At 38.3% G+C, this 19,782-nt stretch carries 11 protein-coding genes and 1 pseudogene; 9 read left to right on the top strand and 3 right to left on the bottom strand.

Annotated features, from left to right (window positions below; all coding sequences use genetic code 11):
• Positions 1–21: 21 nt before the first annotated feature.
• From PKC55_RS04320 to xylE, 9 genes are all read left to right on the top strand, one after another.
• Positions 22–3,189, top strand: a complete 3,168-nt coding sequence (locus tag PKC55_RS04320) for a SusC/RagA family TonB-linked outer membrane protein (protein ID WP_291128406.1) — start codon at positions 22–24, stop codon at positions 3,187–3,189.
• Between the two features lie 20 nt (positions 3,190–3,209).
• Complete coding sequence (locus tag PKC55_RS04315; protein ID WP_291128407.1) at positions 3,210–4,826, top strand: RagB/SusD family nutrient uptake outer membrane protein; 1,617 nt, start codon at positions 3,210–3,212, stop codon at positions 4,824–4,826.
• Positions 4,827–4,845: 19 nt separating this feature from the next.
• Positions 4,846–6,720 (top strand): hypothetical protein, encoded by a 1,875-nt coding sequence (locus PKC55_RS04310; RefSeq protein WP_324372015.1) that lies wholly within the window; start codon positions 4,846–4,848, stop codon positions 6,718–6,720.
• Between the two features lie 109 nt (positions 6,721–6,829).
• Entirely contained in the window at positions 6,830–8,530 is a 1,701-nt protein-coding gene (locus PKC55_RS04305) for a cellulase family glycosylhydrolase (protein ID WP_324372013.1), read from the top strand.
• 123 nt (positions 8,531–8,653) lie between these two features.
• Positions 8,654–11,152: a glycoside hydrolase family 2 TIM barrel-domain containing protein gene (locus tag PKC55_RS04300; protein ID WP_291128413.1), complete on the top strand. Its 2,499-nt coding sequence runs from the start codon at positions 8,654–8,656 to the stop codon at positions 11,150–11,152.
• Positions 11,153–11,422: 270 nt separating this feature from the next.
• On the top strand, positions 11,423–12,139 hold the full coding sequence (locus tag PKC55_RS04295; protein ID WP_135103868.1) for an NUDIX hydrolase: 717 nt from the start codon (positions 11,423–11,425) through the stop codon (positions 12,137–12,139).
• A 33-nt stretch (positions 12,140–12,172) separates the two neighbouring features.
• Positions 12,173–13,654: a xylulokinase gene (locus tag PKC55_RS04290; protein WP_324372009.1), complete on the top strand. Its 1,482-nt coding sequence runs from the start codon at positions 12,173–12,175 to the stop codon at positions 13,652–13,654.
• 33 nt (positions 13,655–13,687) lie between these two features.
• Positions 13,688–15,016: a xylose isomerase gene (gene xylA / locus PKC55_RS04285; protein WP_135103870.1), complete on the top strand. Its 1,329-nt coding sequence runs from the start codon at positions 13,688–13,690 to the stop codon at positions 15,014–15,016.
• Positions 15,017–15,188: 172 nt separating this feature from the next.
• Positions 15,189–16,745 (top strand): D-xylose transporter XylE, encoded by a 1,557-nt coding sequence (gene xylE / locus PKC55_RS04280; protein ID WP_291125613.1) that lies wholly within the window; start codon positions 15,189–15,191, stop codon positions 16,743–16,745.
• Between the two features lie 74 nt (positions 16,746–16,819).
• On the opposite strand, the gene PKC55_RS04275 is transcribed toward xylE, so the two are convergent.
• From PKC55_RS04275 to PKC55_RS04265, 3 genes and pseudogenes are all read right to left on the bottom strand, one after another.
• Positions 16,820–17,932, bottom strand: a complete 1,113-nt coding sequence (locus PKC55_RS04275) for an ABC transporter permease (RefSeq protein WP_291125610.1) — start codon at positions 17,930–17,932, stop codon at positions 16,820–16,822.
• 5 nt (positions 17,933–17,937) lie between these two features.
• Positions 17,938–19,044, bottom strand: coding sequence for an ABC transporter permease (locus tag PKC55_RS04270; protein ID WP_324372006.1), 1,107 nt, complete (start codon positions 19,042–19,044; stop codon positions 17,938–17,940).
• Positions 19,045–19,048: 4 nt separating this feature from the next.
• Positions 19,049–19,780 (bottom strand): annotated as a pseudogene (locus PKC55_RS04265) (ATP-binding cassette domain-containing protein); the annotation flags it as partial.
• Positions 19,781–19,782: the final 2 nt, after the last annotated feature.

The raw sequence follows: 19,782 nt of genomic DNA, 5'->3' as shown, positions 1-19,782 counted from the left end.
TAAAAAACCATGAATGAGAAAATGACTAGATTTTTTCGGCAAACAAGTTGTATTTGTTTGCGGAGGGTATATCTGATGCTTATTATCAGCTTACTCTCAGTTGCTGGGCTTTATGCACAGTCAGTACGTGGAATATCGGGAACCGTAACCTCAGATGGCGAACCTCTTATTGGAGCCTCTGTTGTAGAAAAAGGTACAACAAATGGTACCTTGACTGATGTTGACGGAAAGTTTACCTTAAGTGTGAAAGAAAATGCAACGATCGAAGTGTCCTATATTGGATTCACTTCTAAAACGTTTGCAGTTGGGCAACAAACAGTATTCAACGTAGAGTTGAAAGAAGAAGCCAATGTGTTGAATGAAGTTGTAGCCATAGGTTATGGAGTTCAGAAGAAAAAGCTGAATACAGGTGCTACGTTACAAGTAAAAGGCGATGAGGTAGCTAAATTAAACACTACCAATCCCCTTCAGGCTCTTCAGGGGCAAGCCCCGGGAGTACAGATTTCTTCTACGTCCGGACAACCGGGTGCAGATATGAAAGTTACTATACGTGGACTTGGTACAATAGCGAATTCAGGGCCACTTTATATTATCGATGGAATTGAAGGAGATATCAGTGTATTGAATGCCGCAGATATTCAATCTATCGATGTTTTGAAAGATGCTGCTTCTGCTGCCATATATGGTGCTCAGGCTGCAAATGGTGTTATTTTAGTAACTACAAAACAAGGATCGAAAGGAAAAGGACAAGTTTCTTTTGATGCATATTATGGGGTGCAGAAAGTTGCACGTAAAGCCAAAATGCTCAACGCCAATGAATATATGGCAATAATGAATGAGCAAGCATTAAATTCGGGATCGGCTTTATTTGACTTTGATTCGATGGGCACTCTTGCCAATACAAACTGGATTAACCAAATGTTTAAAGATGATGCTAAAACTGAAAACTATTCGTTGAATGTGAATGGTGGTTCAGAGGCTTCTCGATATGCCCTTTCATTGAATTATACGTCTCAAGAAGGTGTCGTTGGAGGTAAAGATGTCTCTAATTATGAACGTTATGGTTTCCGTATCAATACAGAGCATAAGTTATATAAGGAGATATTGACGGTGGGGCAGCACTTAAACTTTAACTATATCAAAAATAGAGGTATAAATGTTGGAAACCAATATAATAATACTTTGCGTGGAGCTTTTATTACATCTCCTTTGTCACCTGTATATAGTGATAATAATATCTATGACAGCCCTTATAATGATACGAGCAACTCGCCATGGTATAAAGGTGATAGTAATCCATACGGTCTAATGATGACTAACTCTAACAATAAGAATGATTCTCAACGATTGATGGCTGATGTATATGCAGAATTAGAGCCAGTTAAAAACCTTAAGTTAAGATCAGTATTCGGTATTAATTATTATGCATCCGAATATCGCAGTTTCGAGCCATTCTACCAGTTCTCTATATATACTTATAATAAAGATCATACGACTACATTACAGAATATGAGTAAAGGTCATACACTGACTTGGACTAATACCGCAGGTTATGATTTTACTTTGGCCGATGACCATGCCATCAATGCTTTAGTAGGTATGGAGGCAACACGTTATCAGGGAACATTCCTTTCTGGATCTAACAGGGATTTGTTATCTCAGTTTAATGATTTCTCCCATGCATACTTGGATAATACAACAGGACAGGCCCATTTAGATAGTGATGGCAATGTTGTAGAAACAAGAAGTGTAGGTGGTAGGCCTGAACACGATTATCGTCGTGTGTCTTATTTCGGACGTGTTGGCTACAACTATAAAGAGAAGTACATGTTCAATGCAACTTTGCGAGCTGATGGTTCATCCAAGTTTGCAAAAGGTAACAGATGGGGATACTTCCCTTCGTTCTCTGCGGGATGGGTGATTACAAATGAAGACTTTATGCAAAGTGTTGTGGAGAGCAGAACCCTAGATTTTTTGAAACTTCGTTTAAGTTGGGGACAGGTTGGTAACCAAAATATAGATGATGATCAATATCTTGCACCAATAAATACTTCTACAGCTTATACAAGTAGCGATCCCGCTGCATATTATAACTTCGGAACAAACAAAACAAACGTTGCCGGTGCTTATCAAAGTCGTTTATCTAACCAAAGTGTTAAGTGGGAGACTTCAGAACAGCTCAATATTGGGTTTGATGCCTATATGCTAAGAAATAGATTAGGGATCAATGCTGATTTTTACACAAAGAAAACAAAAGATTGGCTGGTTGTGGCTCCTATATTGGCTACAGCGGGAGCCGGAGCACCATATATAAATGGTGGTGATGTAAAAAATACAGGGATTGAACTTGGCTTAACATGGAGAGACAATATTGGTCAAGTAAACTATAATATAGGTGTAAATGGATCTTACGATAAGAATAAAGTAGGTAATATCCCTACGGATGATGGCATAATTCATGGTCTCACAGGAATGCTTTATGATAACTCTGAGGAGTTTTACAGAGCTCAAAATGGTTATTCAATTGGCTACTTCTGGGGGTATAAAACCGCTGGGGTATTCCAAAGTGAGGAAGATATCGAGGCTTGGAAAGCTGCCGGTAATGGTATTTTACAGGCTGACGTAAAACCGGGAGATGTTAAGTATGTTGATCGCGATAAAAATGGGAAAATAGACGCTACAGACAAAACCGATTTGGGAAATGGTATGCCAGATTTCTCTTTTGGATTTAACCTCGGATTCGAATATAAAGGATTTGATTTTAATCTGAATGCGAATGGAGTAATGGGCAATAAGATTGTTCAATCGTATCGTAACCATACCAACAAACAGTCCAACTATACAACTGCAATCCTTAATCGTTGGACAGGTGAAGGTACTTCAAACAAAATTCCTCGTGTAACAGAGACAAATATAAACTGGCAATTCTCTGACCTGTATCTGCAAGATGGTGATTTCTTACGTATAAGCAATATAAGTATTGGTTATGATTTTGCGAAACTAATCAACCTGAAATGCATCAGCCAGTGTCGTCTGTATGCATCAGTACAAAATGCATTCACATTTACTAAATATGATGGAATGGATCCGGAGATCGGTTATGGTACATCAAACTGGGTGTCAGGGATAGACTTAGGTTATTATCCTCGCCCGAGGACTTATTTATTCGGTGTGAACCTTAAATTTTAACCATTAAACGAGAATAAACTATGAATAAGTTTAAACATATATTAGTAGCAGTAGCTGTAAGTATGGGACTATTCTCCTGTTCTGATAGTTATCTTGATACAGAATCTAAAACAAATCTGACTGATGGCAGTTTTTATAAGACTGTCGCAGATATGGAAATGGCCTTGATCGGTTGCTATGACGGATACCAGCGTACTACTTCTGATGGAGGGGTTGCGCATTATGTTACCTCAGAACTTCTATCTGATAATTGTTTTGGCGGAACCGGTAATACTGACGGACGTGCTTATCAGGCTTTAGACCGCTTCGATATTACACAATCGCCTTCTGATAATAATATATTCAACCAGACTTGGATAAGCTATTATGCAGGCATTTTTCGTTGCAATACGTTATTGACTAAGATGGAGGCTTCAGATTGGAGCGATCAGGCAGCAACAGTAAACCGCATCGCAGGCGAAGCTCGCTTCATTAGAGCTCTTTTGTATTTCGATCTTGTTCGTTTGTTTGAACGTGTTCCTCTTCTTACTGCACCAACAACCGATAATGTACCTCAGGCTGATCCTACCGATACATACAAGTTGATCGTTGAAGATCTGAAATTTGCTGCAGCTAATATTCCTGCCGATGCTTACCCTAAAGCTAAAGCTAGTGAGAATGATGGTCGTGTAACCAGTTTTGCTGCAAAAGCTTTATTGGCTCGTGTATATTTATTCTATACAGGTTATTATGCTAAAGATGATTTGGGTGTAACCAAGGCTGAGGTATTAGCCGGATTGGAAGATATTGTTGATAGTGGAGAGTTTGATCTATTGCCCACATATAAAGAAATGTGGCCTGCAGCAAGCTATATACCGAATGTTGACGATAATAAATTAGATAAATCGGGGTATGCAGGAGCAGGAAATGTAGAGGTAATTTTTGCAGAAAAATTCAATAATACATCCGACTATAACGGTATGGTAGATGGAAACCGTTGGTTGGTTATGTTGGGAATGCGTAATACAAACTGGTCGCCTTATGGCAAGGGCTGGGGAGCGTGTACTGTAAATCCTAAATTAGTGAATGCGTTTGCTGCTAACGACCAAAGAAAGACAGCATCAATAATTGACATAGCTAAAGAAGGAATTGAAGCTAAGTATGATAAGAAAGACCAACGCGAGTATACCGGATATTCAAATAAGAAATATACGCCAACAGCTTTGCCTGATGGTACTTCTGATACCGGAGGTGATAATGACTTTCAGATTTCTCAAGATCAGGATTATATTATTATACGCTATGCGGATGTGCTATTAATGGCTGCCGAATTGGGGTCAAGTAATGCACAAAATTATTATGACCAAGTGCGTAAGCGTGCAGGACTTACAACTAAGACAGTCTCTCAGGCTAACATTCTGGAAGAGCGTCGTTTCGAATTTGCATTCGAAGGCCTTCGTTATTGGGACTTACTTCGTCAGGGGCTTGATGTTGCTGCTTCTACTATCGCCCAGTCACAAAAAGTATTGAGTGGCAATGCAGAAGATGAAGTTGTAATCACTGCTGAGAATATTAAGAAAACAAGAGGTTTCATGCAGATACCGAATACTCAGATTACATTATCGAAGAATGTTCTTACTCAAAATGCAGGTTGGTAACAAACAAAAACTAATAATTATGAAGAAACTGATTAATATATTTACATTATTCGCTCTTTTCGCGATGATGTTTGTTTCTTGCTCTCCTGATGATTATAGTTTAGGAAGTAAGAATGTAAAAGCAGAAGATTTGGTTGAAGGTATAGCCTTCAAGATTGAACACGATGCTTCAAACCCCAATATTATTTATCTGACAAGTTTGATGGGAAATGGTTATACTCCACTATGGAATCATCCTCAGGGACGTAGCCAGAAACAAAAAGTGACATTGAAAATGCCTTTCCCAGGTACTTACAATGTAACATTCGGGGTAGAAACACCCGGAGGAATTGTATATGGAGAACCTGTTACTTTTACGGTTGATGATTTTTATGCAGACTTTGTAAATGACGATGTGTGGACTATGATCTCGGGAGGAGTAGGTAAATCCAAAACATGGTACCTTGATCTTGATGCTGAAGGTGTTAGTCGTCATTTCTTAGCTCCGATGTATTTCTTCACAGGTACATATAACTGGGATGCCCTTCACACAGCTTCAGGAGATAATTATCTTGATGCAGATGCATGGGATTGGAAAAAAGCTATCACACCTCTTGCCGGAGACGATGGTAATGCTTTATGGTATTGGCTTGCAGACTGGCCGGGTAATAAATGGATGTGTGATGCAGCTGACTTTGGAACAATGACATTCGACCTGATTGGCGGTGCAAATATCAAGGTAGATCAACAGACCTATGGCTTAGGGTCTTACAATGGTTCGTATATGGTTAATGTAGATGAACATACTATTGCCTTTACCGATGCTTATCCTGTAAATGTAACAGGTCGAAATGGAGAGGTATTGGCAGCTACCGAATTCAGGATATTATATTTGTCGGAAGACTTTATGCAGATTATGCTTGTTCCGTCGGGTACATGTTTCAACTATATTTCTAAGGAATATAAAGATAATTGGGTTGCAGGAGATCCGGAACCTCCATATAACGGAAATGCAAATGATGATTTAACATCGACATTTACAAAGAAATGGAAGTTGTCTGTTAATACTCCATATAACTGGACTGGTCTGGATGGTACATTCCTGAATAATTGGAGTTCGCCGGCTGACTATTCTGTTGCAGGCTATCCATACAATAAGAGTATGATTGATAATATTTCTTTATCGATGACAAAAACAGGAGAAAAAACCGGAAGCTATATACTTACCGATGGCACAGCTAAAGAAATGAAAGGTACATATAAGACTGATGCTAATAACAATATAATTTTTGATACAGACATAAGTTTTGCTATTTCTGGGTCACAGATGTTATCTACAACAGGGGATAAAGCTTTAAGAATTATTCGTTCAGAAAAAGATGAATCAGGAGAATTATCAGGCTTATGGTTAGGTAGACGTGACAATACCGATGCTAAATACATGGTATATCATTTTGAACTAATGAAAGCTGCATCTGAAGATGAGGGTACTAGTATGACTATTGATCAATCTAAGATAGTTCATGGGGATCTTGAGTCTAACGGGAATCTAAGGATTGAAATTTATAATGCATACGGAAGTACTGCAGCCAGTCCTCCTGTGAAGCCTTCGGATTTTATTTTTGATAAGAGTATTTCTGTTACTTTCACGCTTGGTGGAGTTACCTTAAAAGCAGGAGCAATTGGAAGTTACAAAGCTGCTTTGTCTTTTGCCGATGGTGATTGGTCTGCTCAATACTGGGGTGGGGGATCAGGTGATACGAATGTTTCTGGAAATGGGACGTATACTGTATGGTGTGCTCCCGGAGTATCTGATGGACTGATGGTTTTCACTGTTGATGTGAAAGATTTGGCTAACGATATTGTCGACTTAAGTGCTGTTACTGTTAAAGTTGATAAAATAACAATAAAATAAATATCTAAGGATCTGGATAATACAAAATATTGTCCAGATTCTTATTATTATTAAAACAGGGAATTAGGCTGATCATTATTGATAGCTTATTTTCTATTATAAAAAAAGTATGAAAAAGTATATTATTTTATTATTGTTATGTCTAGGTGTGAGTATAGCTAACTGGAGTTGTTCCGGCGACGAAGATAAACCCGATCCGGAGTTAATTGTTTCAACAGATAATCTGACTTTCACAAAAGATGGTGGAGATAATACCATACATATAAAGACAAACCAAAAATGGACTGTAGCTAGTTCTGAGTCTTGGTGTACTGTTTCGCCTGCATCCGGAGAAGAAACAGGGACCATAAAACTCACAGTATCAGCTCAGGCTAATACTACAACAGATATTCGTAATGCGACCTTGACAATAACTGCCGGGAATATAAAAAAAGAAGTAGCCGTTACACAGGCTCTGACAAATCTACTTGTTGTAAAGAAGAATATATATGATGTAAAATCAGAAGGAGAAAATATAACTGTCGAGCTACAAACATCAGGCTCTCACGAAATAGTAATAAATGGAGATTGGATTACAAAATCCTCAACGAAAGCAGTTTCGGACGTTTCCGAAGTTTTTGTTATTGCTCCTAACAAGAATATTTTTGAAAGAGAAGGTACTATTGTGTTTAAAGTAGGTAATTTGTCAGAGACAGTTACAATTGTTCAAGCAGCAACAAGTCTGAATATTGTGGCTGATAAGACAGGAATGAATAACGACGCTCCGGCTCTTGCTGCAAAAATGGGACTTGGGTGGAATTTAGGCAATACGCTCGAAGCGACAGATGGAACTACTGCCGGAGAAACAACATGGGGCAACCCAAAGGCGTCTAAAACTTTGATAGATGGAGTAAAAGCAGCCGGATTTAATACCGTGCGTATACCATGCGCATGGAATGCATATATCGAGGATCAGACTACATATAAAATATCGGATGCAAGACTTGCCCGTGTGAAAGAAGTTGTAGACTATTGTATTGATAACAATATGTATGCAATAATTAATATCCATTGGGATGGTGGCTGGCTTGAAGAAAATCCAACCTACGACAAACAGGTCGAAGTAAATAAAAAGCAAAAGGCATTGTGGGAACAAATTGCTGTTTATTTCCGTGACTATGACGAACACCTTCTTTTTGCAGGGACAAACGAAGTTCATGCCAATTATAATACCCCATCGGCAGAAAATATAGAAGTACAGCAGTCATACAACCAGACATTTATTAATGCAGTGCGTTCTACCGGAGGAAAAAATACTTGGCGTAACCTTATCGTTCAGTCATACAATACGAATATAGACTATGCAGTAAACTATATGAAAATGCCTACAGATCCTACAGCCAATCGTATCATGGCGGAAGTTCATTACTATGACCCTTACGATTTTACACTAGCTGAAGAAAATACAATTTTCCTCTGGGGTAAAGATTTTTCAGGAGCCGGAGTTTCCACATGGGGACAAGAAGATTGGGCTGATACGCAATTTGGAAAAATTAAAACAAATTTTGTAGATAAGGGAATCCCTGTAATCTTAGGTGAATATGCTGCAACATTAAGAGCATCGTTGAGTACTGCCGATTATGCAAATCATGTAAAGGCTCGTAATTACTATCTGAATTATATAACTAAAGTGGCAGTTCAGAATGGACTGGTTCCTGTTTACTGGGATAATGGTCCTACGGGTGATAAAGCATCAGGTCTGTTCAATAGAACTACCGGAGAGCAAGTACATATAGATGCTATTAATGCTATTATTAGCGCAGGGAAATAAAGTGTAGAAAAAGATTGTGAAATCTTTATTGGTTTTTATGGGTTTTTTAAGGTTGAAATTGATAGAGGTCGGATATGTATCTTCCGACCTTTATTTCTAAATTTAAGGATTATAATATCAGACATGAAAAAACATTATCTATTTCTTTTTATTTGTACAGTTCTCTTTTCGTGCTCTTCGTCAAAGAAAGTAAGAGAAAATGTAGACTTTACCGAAGGTTGGAAATTCTATCTGGGAGATGATTCTATAGCATATAATGCTCAATATGACGATGCAAAGTGGAGAATTCTTGATCTTCCTCACGACTGGAGTATAGAAGCAGATTTCTCACTAAAGAATCCGGCTACTCCCGGAGGTGGAGCATTACCGGGTGGTATAGGTTGGTATCGTAAAGACTTTGTAGTAGATAAATCCGATAAAGGAAAGAATATATATATCGATTTTGATGGTATCTATTGGAACAGTAAAGTATGGATAAACGGACATCTTTTGGGAGAGCGTCCCAATGGATATATTTCGTTTCGTTACGACCTGACTCCATATATTAAAGTCGGAGAAAGGAATGTTATTGCTGTTCGTGTAGACAACTCGAAACAGCCGAATTCACGGTGGTATTCGGGTTCGGGCATTTATCGTAATGTGAGGTTAGTAACTACAAATGCTTTACATGTTGATCTTTGGGGTACTTATGTAACTACACCTACAGTAACAAAAGATAATGCCGAGATTAAGATAGAAACGAATATAAAAAATTCATCAGATGTTAGTCGAACATTTGAACTATACTCTATCCTGATAGATAAAGATGGAAAAGAGATTGCTGGAATAAATAATTCAGAAAGTGTTGGTATTGGAGAAAATATTTCTATGGACCAAAGTTTGAAAGTCTCAAATCCAATCTTATGGTCGATAGACAATCCATATCTCTATAAAATAGTAACCCGTATAGAGCAAAATGGGAAAGTTGTAGATGAGTATGAAACTCCGTTAGGTATTCGCTATTTTTCTTTCGATCCGAATAAAGGATTCTTTCTTAATGGCGAATCTATAAAGATAAAAGGAGTGTGCAATCACCACGATTTAGGATTCTTAGGAGCAGCCGTTAATACCAGGGCTATTGAACGTCAGCTCGAAATACTGAAAGAGATGGGATGTAATGGTATTCGTACCTCTCATAATCCACCTGCCCCAGAATTGCTTGACTTGTGCGACAAAATGGGATTCATCGTTATGGATGAGGCTTTCGATATGTGGCGAAAGAAGAAATCACCGTACGATTATTCTCAATATTTCCCCGAATGGCACGAACGGGATTTGACCGATCTAATTCTTCGTGATCGCAATCATCCTTCTATCTTCATGTGGAGTATAGGAAATGAAATTCTCGAACAATGGTCTCATATAAATGCCGATACATTAGATTTGCAACAGGCTAACATGGTCTTAAATTTTGCCAATACATTAAACAAAAAAGATATTGACGCAAAAGAGCTTCACGTAAATTCTCTTTTGACTATAAAGCTGGCTGATATTGCCAAAAAGCTTGATCCTACACGACCGATTACAACAGGAAATAATGAAACAGAACCATCCAATCATATCTTCCGATCGGGTGCGATGGATATTATCGGTTTCAATTACCATAAAAATAATTGGGTGAATTTTCATGAGAAATTTCCGAATCAAAAGCTGATTATTACAGAGTCTACATCGGGACTAATGTCTCGTGGATATTACGAAATGCCTTCCGATAGTATGAACATTTGGCCCGAGAGATGGGATAAGCCTTTCGAACGTCCTGTGCATCATTGTTCATCATATGATAATTGTCATGTACCTTGGGGGAGCACTCACGAAGATACATGGAGACTCGTGAAAAACTATGATCATATTTCGGGTGTCTATCTGTGGACAGGTTTCGACTATTTGGGTGAGCCTACTCCATTCTGGTGGCCGTCTCGCAGTTCCTATTTCGGAGTAATTGACCTTGCTGGATTTCCTAAAGATATATATTATATGTATCAGAGTGAATGGACAAATAAGGATGTTCTTCATATCTTTCCGCATTGGAATTGGAAAGAGGGGCAAACTGTAGATATATGGGCATATTTCAATAATGCTGATGAGGTAGAATTGTTTTTGAACGGTTTGTCTCTCGGCAAGAAAGCCAAAGAAAAAGATGTATATCATGTCTTTTGGCGTGTTCCTTTCCAAAAAGGTACTCTGAAAGCTGTTTCTTATAAAGATGGAAAAGAGGTGCTGACAAGGGAAGTTAAAACAACAGGTGATCCTATTTCCATAAAGCTTACAGCAGATAGGCAGACAATAAAAGCTGATGGGAAAGATTTATCTTTTATTACGGTTGAGGCTTTGGATGCAGAAGGTAATTCTGTTCCTGTAGCTGATAATCTTATAAACTTTACGATAGAAGGAGATGGTTTTATAGCCGGAACTGATAATGGAGATCCTACTGATCCGAATTCTTTGAAAAGGCCTTCAAGAAAACTGTTTAGTGGAAAAGCTTTGGCTGTTGTGCAGTCTCATAAAAAGGCAGGGAAGATAATATTAAAAGCGACCTCTTCTAATTTGAAGCAAGCTTCTATAGAGATAAATAGCAAATAATATACTTTTTTATTTAAACATCTTATTGTGGTAATTAACATATAGGCTTTCGGGCTTATATGTTAATTTGTTTTTGTGTAACGTATTTATTAATAGGTGTTTATTAATGTGTAAATTACAATATCTACCTTATTCTTATTGTATTGTGTATGATATGTAATCAATTGTAATACAAATATTTAACTAAAAATTAGTGTGGTATTGTTGCTGTGTTTTAAAATGAAGTTATATATTTGTACTTAGTACAATAAGTTTTATAGCCGGATTACCATGAAAATAAACTTCATTCACACTTATGTCTCTGTCGATTGCGTTGTGTTCGGATTCGAGAACGACAAGTTGAATATATTATTGGTACAGCGTAACACTGATAAAAGAAGGAAAAAAGACCTGAAACTTCCCGGAAGCCTTATATATGACCAAGAAGATGTAGATGATGCTGCAAATCGTGTATTATTTGAGCTTACAGGGATAAAGAGGATGTCGTTAAAGCAATTTCGTTGTTTTGCTTCACCTGGCAGATCCAATAACCCGGACGATAGAAAGTGGCTCGACACAGCTTATCAGCCAAATATCAATCGCCTGATTACTGTTGCGTATTTATCTCTTTGTAAGGTGGATCGGAAATTGAATAATGTTTCGAAATATAAGCAAACAGAATGGTGTCCGATTGATAAAATACCACAAATGCCATTTGACCATAATCAGATCGTGAAAGAATCACTCGTAGAGATCTGCCGATGGATAGAATACAATCCTGTTATAGTTTTTGAGCTCTTACCTCAGAAGTTTACGATAAGTCAGTTGCATAAACTGTATGAAGCAATATATAATAAGAAAATTGATATACGCAATTTCCATAAGAAGGTAGCAGCTATGAGTTATGTTATTCCTTTGGAGGAGAAACAAAAAGATGTATCTCATCGTGCAGCCCGTTATTATAAATTTGACAAAAAGGCTTATAATAAGTTGAAAACAAGTATATAATCGATTTAAAAAACATAAAAACACTCATCTATCATGTATTTATTAGGATATGATATTGGTAGCTCTTCGGTAAAAGCTTGTCTGGTAAATGCCAGCACAGGTAAAATTGTTGCTTCAGACTTTTTTCCGAAAGAGGAAATGAAAATTACAGCTGTAAAATCGGGGTGGGCAGAACAAGAACCTGCCGACTGGTGGGCAAACCTGAAACTTGCACATCAATCTGTGATGCAAAAGTCGGGGGCAAAAGGAGACGATATACAAGCTATCGGTATTACCTGGCAAATGCATGGGTTGGTGCTCGTAGATAAAGATAAGAACGTACTCCGTCCCTCTATAATATGGTGCGACAGCCGTGCTGTACCTTATGGCGAAAAGGCATTTAAAGCCATCGGTGAGGAAAAATGTCTGAGTCATTTGCTCAACTCTCCGGGTAATTTTACTGCATCTAAACTAGCATGGGTAAAGGAAAATGAACCTCATATCTATGAAAAAATAGATAAACTGATGCTACCGGGTGATTATATCGGGATGAAATTAACAAATGATATTGTTGTTACTATCGAGGGAATGTCAGAAGGTATCTTCTGGGATTTTAAGACAAATACGTTATCCGAAGATGTACTGAATCACTATGGAATACCGAAGAGCTTTTTCCCTGAGATAAAACCTATTTTTGGTATACAAGGCTATGTTTCATCTTCGGCAGCCAAAGAGCTTGGATTAAAAGAAGGTATCCCGGTTTCTTATCGGGCAGGCGATCAGCCTAACAATGCTCTTTCTCTCAATGTATTTGAGCCGGGCGAAATAGCTTCTACAGCCGGAACATCGGGTGTTGTATATGGAGTGTTGGATCAGCTGAACTATGATAAACTATCGCGTGTAAATACTTTTGCGCATGTTAATTATACGCCGGAACAAATCAGGCTTGGAGTGCTGCTTTGTATCAACGGAACAGGTATTCTTAACTCATGGCTGAAACGAAATTTGGCTCTTGAAGGCTTATCGTACAGCGATATGAACGCTCTGGCTGCTCAATCACCTATTGGAGCGAAAGGTATTAGTATTATTCCTTTTGGAAATGGAGCTGAGCGTGTATTGGAAAATAAAGATGTTAATTGCTCGATACATGGAATCAATTTTAACATCCATGACAAGAAGGATATTCTTCGTGCAGCACAAGAAGGTATTGTGTTCTCTTACGAATATGGTATGGAAATTATGCGCGAGATGGGTATGAATATTTCTACAGTGAAAGCCGGATATGCGAACATGTTTCTAAGCCCGATTTTCTCGCAAACACTAGCCAGTGTGAGTGATGTGACTATCGAGTTGTATAATACAGATGGCGCTGCCGGAGCAGCAAAAGGAGCCGGTATTGGTATAGGGCTTTATGCCACACCTCAGGAAGCTTTTGCTTCTCTCGAAAAATTAGCAGTCATAGAACCTGAGAAAGATAAGAGAGATCAATATAGGGAGGCATATCAACAATGGCGTAATCTTGTAACTAAAAAATAAAATTATTAATCATTTAAAATAAAAACTATAATCATGGAAATTTTAAAAGGAACAAAAGAATTTTTTCCGGGTATTGGAAAAATCAAATTTGAAGGAAAAGAAAGTAAAAATCCGTTAGCATTTCGTTTTTATGACGAAAACAAAGTGGTAATGGGAAAGACAATGAAAGATTGGACTCGTTTTGCAATGGCATATTGGCATACACTATGTGCTAATGGTGGTGATCCATTTGGTGGAGCAACTATTCATCACCCGTGGAATATCGGAGACGATGCTATCAGCCGTGCAAAATATAAAATGGATGCAGCTTTCGAATTCATGACCAAAATGGGAATCAACTATTATTGCTTCCATGATGTAGACTTGGTAGATGCAGGGAATTCTTGGACAGAATATGAAAAGAACTTGCATACAATAGTAGACTATGCAAAAGAAAAACAAGCAGCTTCGGGAGTAAAACTTCTTTGGGGTACAGCAAATGTTTTCAGCCACGAACGTTATATGAATGGTGCTGCAACAAACCCTGATTTTAATGTAGTTGCAAGTGCGGGAACTCAAATAAAGAATGCTATTGATGCTACTATCGCTCTTGGCGGATCTAATTATGTGTTCTGGGGAGGTCGTGAAGGTTATATGAGCTTGTTGAATACCGACATGAAGCGTGAAAAGGATCACTTGGCTCAAATGTTGACAATGGCTCGTGACTATGCTCGCAAACAAGGCTTCAAAGGTACATTCCTTATCGAACCTAAACCAATGGAACCTACTAAACACCAATATGACTTCGATACAGAAACTGTTATCGGCTTCCTTCGTCACTATGGTTTAGACAAAGATTTCAAAGTGAATATTGAGGTTAACCACGCTACTCTTGCAGGTCACACATTCGAACACGAATTGCAGGCTGCTGCTGATGCGGGTCTATTGGGTAGTATCGATGCTAACCGCGGAGATTACCAGAATGGTTGGGATACAGACCAGTTCCCTCTCGATATCTATGATTTTGCTCATGCATGGTTGGTATTGTTACCGTACGGCGGATTAGGAAATGGTGGTGTGAACTTCGATGCTAAAATACGTCGTAATTCTACAGATATGGACGATTTGTTTATTGCTCATATCTCAGGTATGGATGTGTTTGCTCGTGGCTTATTGGTTGCTGCTGATATTCTTCAAAGCTCAGATTACAACAAATTACGTAAAGAGCGTTATGCTTCATTCGATGGTGGAGAAGGTAAAGCTTTTGAAGATGGCAAGTTAACTCTTGAAGATCTACGCACAATTGCACATAAAGTTGGCGAACCTAAGCAAATAAGCGGTAAGCAAGAGCTTTATGAGGCTATTGTAAATATGTATATCTAAACATATAACTAGGGATTGTTTTTAAAAGTAATAGCATTCTTATCAAAAGTTCCTCACTTTTGTCATTCTGAGTGTAACGAAGATTTTTCAATTCACTTCGTTCGATATGACAACTAGAAAATATAAATTGCTTTTAAAACAATCCCTTTGTTCCTTAAATAATTATTGACCAATGAAAAATGAAGCGAGTAAATCATATACGCTAAAACTGACACTGATTGCCACACTGGGTGGATTGCTGTTCGGTTACGACACGGCAGTTATCTCAGGTACGGTAGAGTCGCTCCGTCACTTTTTTATAGAGCCGATGGGATTATCATTGAACGAGGCCAATGCAATGGAAGGCTTCGTGATAAGTAGTGCTCTGATTGGCTGTATCTTTGGTGCGGCTATGGCAGGTTGGGTAAGTCAGACTTTTGGACGTAAAAAAGCATTGTTTGCTGCGGCTATTTTGTTTCTATTAGCAGCAATAGGGTCTGCATGGCCCGAAATAGGTTTCCAGATGCCTAGTGCAGGAGATCACTCTTTTGTATATCATTTTGTTTTTTATCGTATAATCGGTGGTGTAGGAGTTGGTATAGCTTCGATGGTCTCTCCTATGTACATCGCAGAAATAGCACCTCCCAGCAAGAGAGGTAGCCTTGTAGGACTCAATCAGTTTGCCATAATATTTGGTATGCTGGTCGTATATTTTGTAAATTATTTTATAGCAAAACAAGGAGATACAGAGTGGCTTCATACAACAGGATGGAGATGGATGTTTGCTTCGCTAGCTATTCCATCAGTCATATTCTTCTTGTTATTGTTTATTGCACCCGAAACACCAAGATGGCTTGTGATGAAAGGGCACACCGCAAAGGCAGAAGGTATTCTTACCAAGCTTGTAGGTAGCACAATGGCTAAGCAGGAAATGGTAGAGATAAGACAAAGTTTTGATAATGAAGAAACAGCATCATTAAAACCATATTATCGTTTTATGATGACATGGCTTATCTTATTTGTTGTGGGTCTTATTTCGCTATCGTTGGTCGGAGTTTCAAGTGCATTGGAAATCTCTATGATAGCCAGTTTTGTAATAGCATTGTATGTTCCTGTTAAATCTTACGGATTCCTGATTATAATGACAGGTGTATTGTTATCTGCATTTCAGCAATTTGTGGGTATCAATGTTGTGTTATACTACGCTCCCGAAATATTTAAGAGTATGGGATCGGGTACAGATTCGGCTCTGTTACAAACTATCATAGTAGGTATTATCAATCTGTCGTTTACAGTATTGGCTATTATGACTGTTGATAAATTCGGACGTAAGCCGCTGTTGATTACAGGAGCTTTAGTGATGGCAGTATCTATGCTTGGCTTAGGAACATCTTTTTCTCAAGGATTACCCGGTACATTGAAACTTGTGTTTATGCTTACATATACAGCCGGTTTCGCTATGTCATGGGGACCTGTTTGTTGGGTTATGCTCGCAGAGATATTCCCTAACTCGGTGCGTTCGAGTGTGATGTCTATTGCTGTAGCTGCACAATGGGTATCAAACTTCTTAATCTCTTGGACATTCCCTATCATGGACAAGAACGATACATTAGTAAATATGTTCAATCACGGATTTGCATACTGGGTATATGGCTCACTTGCCGTTATTGCTGCACTATTTGTATGGAAACGTTTACCTGAAACAAAAGGTAAGACGTTAGAAGATATGGAAAAATTATGGAAAAAATAGAATAACATTTTGAATGTTAAAATAGGTTGATAAAGTAGGAGGTTTGTTGAGATAATAAGCCTCCTACTACTTTTTTAGTTTGTTTTTTTATAACTGATAATAGCCCAAGTATTGAAAAAAACTACAAATCCCAGCAATGCAAACATCTGTGTGGTTAAGTCCATAAATACACTACCCTTGAGATAAACCATTCGCATCACTTGTATGAAATACTTCAAAGGATTGAAGATCGTAACAATCTTCGCCCATTCGGGCATACTGCTTATTGGAGTAAACAGACCACTCATCAATATCAGAATCATTATAAAGAAGAACATCACGAACATAGCTTGCTGCATGGTATTTGAATAGTTGGAGATAACCAGTCCGAATCCGGATACCACCAGAATATAAATTCCCGAAAAAAGATAGATTGTCAACAGGCTGCCAACGGGTAATATATTATAGACAAATGCTGCAAACCCAAAACAGATAGTAAGTACCGTGAATCCGATAACCCAGTATGGAATAAGCTTTGCTAAAATGAATGTAAATTTATTTACGGGAGTTACGTTCATCTGCTCTATTGTACCCATTTCTTTTTCGCTTACAATGTTTAGTGCCGGTAGAAAGCCGGTTAGCAGTGTAAGTAGTATTACCATCAATGCCGGAACCATAAATACTTTATAATCCAAATTAGGATTGAATTTGTACTGAGGTACAACGTTGATAAGGGGTAATGCTGCACCCTCTCTTTTGGGAGACCATTCTTCTCTGATATCCGATGAAAAATCGGATAGTATAGCACCCATATATGAAGAGCTTAGTGAGCCTTTCACTCCATTGACCGTGTTTGCTGATATCATAACATTAGCCACTCCTGTTTTTACGAGGTTTTTCTCAAAATCGGGTTGTATTTCGAGTATAACATCTGCTTTACCCGACTCGATACTATGCAAAGCTTTATCACCCGATAGAGAGACATCCTTAAGATGAAAATATCCGGATGAGGTTGCCTTGCGGACTAATCTTTCGGAATAAGTGCTGTGATCATTATCAACAATACTTAGCTTAATATTTTTTATCTCCTGATTGGCAGCCCAAGGCATAATGAGCATCATCATAATTGGCATGCCTATGATTAATCTCGGAAGAAATGAGTTCCGCATAATCTGTTTAAACTCTTTTTCGATTAAAAACTTTATCATGATAATCAGCCTAATCTAACTTTAAACTTTTTCAAACTTATTGTAATCAGTAATATGAACATAGATATGAGAATAGCCATATCTTTTAATATAAATTCGACGCCTACGCCCTGTATCATCAGTTTTTTTATGGCATCGATATACCATTTAGCAGGAATAATATTTGATATCCACTGTAGTATTTCCGGCATACTTTCTATCGGATATATCATGCCCGATAACAACATGACGGGCATCATAAAACCCATTCCCGAAATCAGCATCGCTGTTACTTGCGTATTTGCAATAGTAGAAACAAACAGTCCCAGCGAAAGTGCTACCGCAATAAATATGAATGATATTGTAGCAAGCCAAAACAAGCTTCCGGCTACAGGTACTTTGAGGACGAAATATGATAATAACAATATCGAAGTGAGATTCACTACCGATAGTGTAAAATATGGTACTGCTTTAGCCAGAATGATATAAATAGGCTTTATCGGCGAAGCGAGCAAAACTTCCATTGTGCCCATTTCTTTTTCGCGTACAATGGCTATAGATGTCATCATGGCACATATCAACATGAGAATAAGTCCCATAACCCCCGGTACGAAATTGTATGCGCCTTTTAACTGAGGGTTATACAGCATTTTTACTTCGGGTACTATGCGGAAAGGAACGTTATACTCACGCATCAATTCTTGTTGATATGACGATATTATATTTGTAGCATACCCTGTTTGCATAAGCGATTGATTGGGGTCTGTAGCATCGGCTATGAGTTGTATAGAGGCATCTCCTGTATGTAATAAGTTGCTGTTGAAGTTTTCACTGAATACAACTACCATGTTTACTTTTCCTTGCCTGAAAACCTGTTCAATATCATCGGGGCTGTTCAAAACTTGCGAGACTGTAAAGTATTCGCTTGCTTCAAGCTGTTCGATGATGCGCTGTGTTGAAATATCCTTCGAGAGGTCGAATACTGCAATCTCTGTATTTTTGAGCTCTGTGGTTATAGCAAAGCCAAATATAATGATTTGCACAATGGGCATTCCCAGCAAGATCAGCATAGTGCGCTTATCGCGGAATATATGGTAGAATTCTTTTTTTACAAAAGAGAGAAATTGTTTCATAATATCAATTATCAGAGCGTTTTGCTTTTCGCGCTAGTTGTTGGAAAACGTCATCCATATTTTTGGCATTGAACTGGTCGCGCAGATTCTTTGGTGTATCCAACGCTTCTATTTTGCCATCTACCATAATTGAAATCCGATTGCAATACTCGGCTTCGTCCATATAGTGGGTTGTAACAAATACGGTAATTCCTCTGTCGGCAGCCTGATATATCAGTTCCCAAAATTGCCTGCGGGTAGCGGGATCTACTCCACCTGTGGGTTCGTCCAGAAATACAATTTTGGGTTCATGGAATATAGACACAGAGAAGGCAAGCTTTTGTTTCCAACCCAACGGTAATTCCTTTACCAGTGTATTCCGTTCTTTGGCAAAGCCCAGTTCGTCGAGCGTTTGGGCGGTTTTAGTTTCAATAGCTTTTTCTTTCATTCCGTATATTCCTCCAAATAGCCTGATGTTTTCCCATACTTTCAGGTCTTCGTACAAGGAAAATTTTTGACTCATATAGCCGATGCTCTTCTTTACAGCTTCTTGTTGCTTCGATATGTCGTATCCGGCAACGAAGCCTTTCCCCGAACTTGGATAGCTTAATCCGCAAAGCATACGCATGGCTGTGGTTTTGCCTGCACCATTAGCTCCTAAGAATCCAAATATTTCACCTTTTTCTACACTAAAAGATATATTATCTACAGCTGTGAAATTTCCGAATTTCTTTGTCAGTTTTTCTGTATGTATAACCG

It is taken from the genome of Dysgonomonas sp., assembly GCF_035323175.1.
GTDB lineage: Bacteria > Bacteroidota > Bacteroidia > Bacteroidales > Dysgonomonadaceae > Dysgonomonas.
This window is presented reverse-complemented; position numbering and strand designations above follow the sequence as displayed.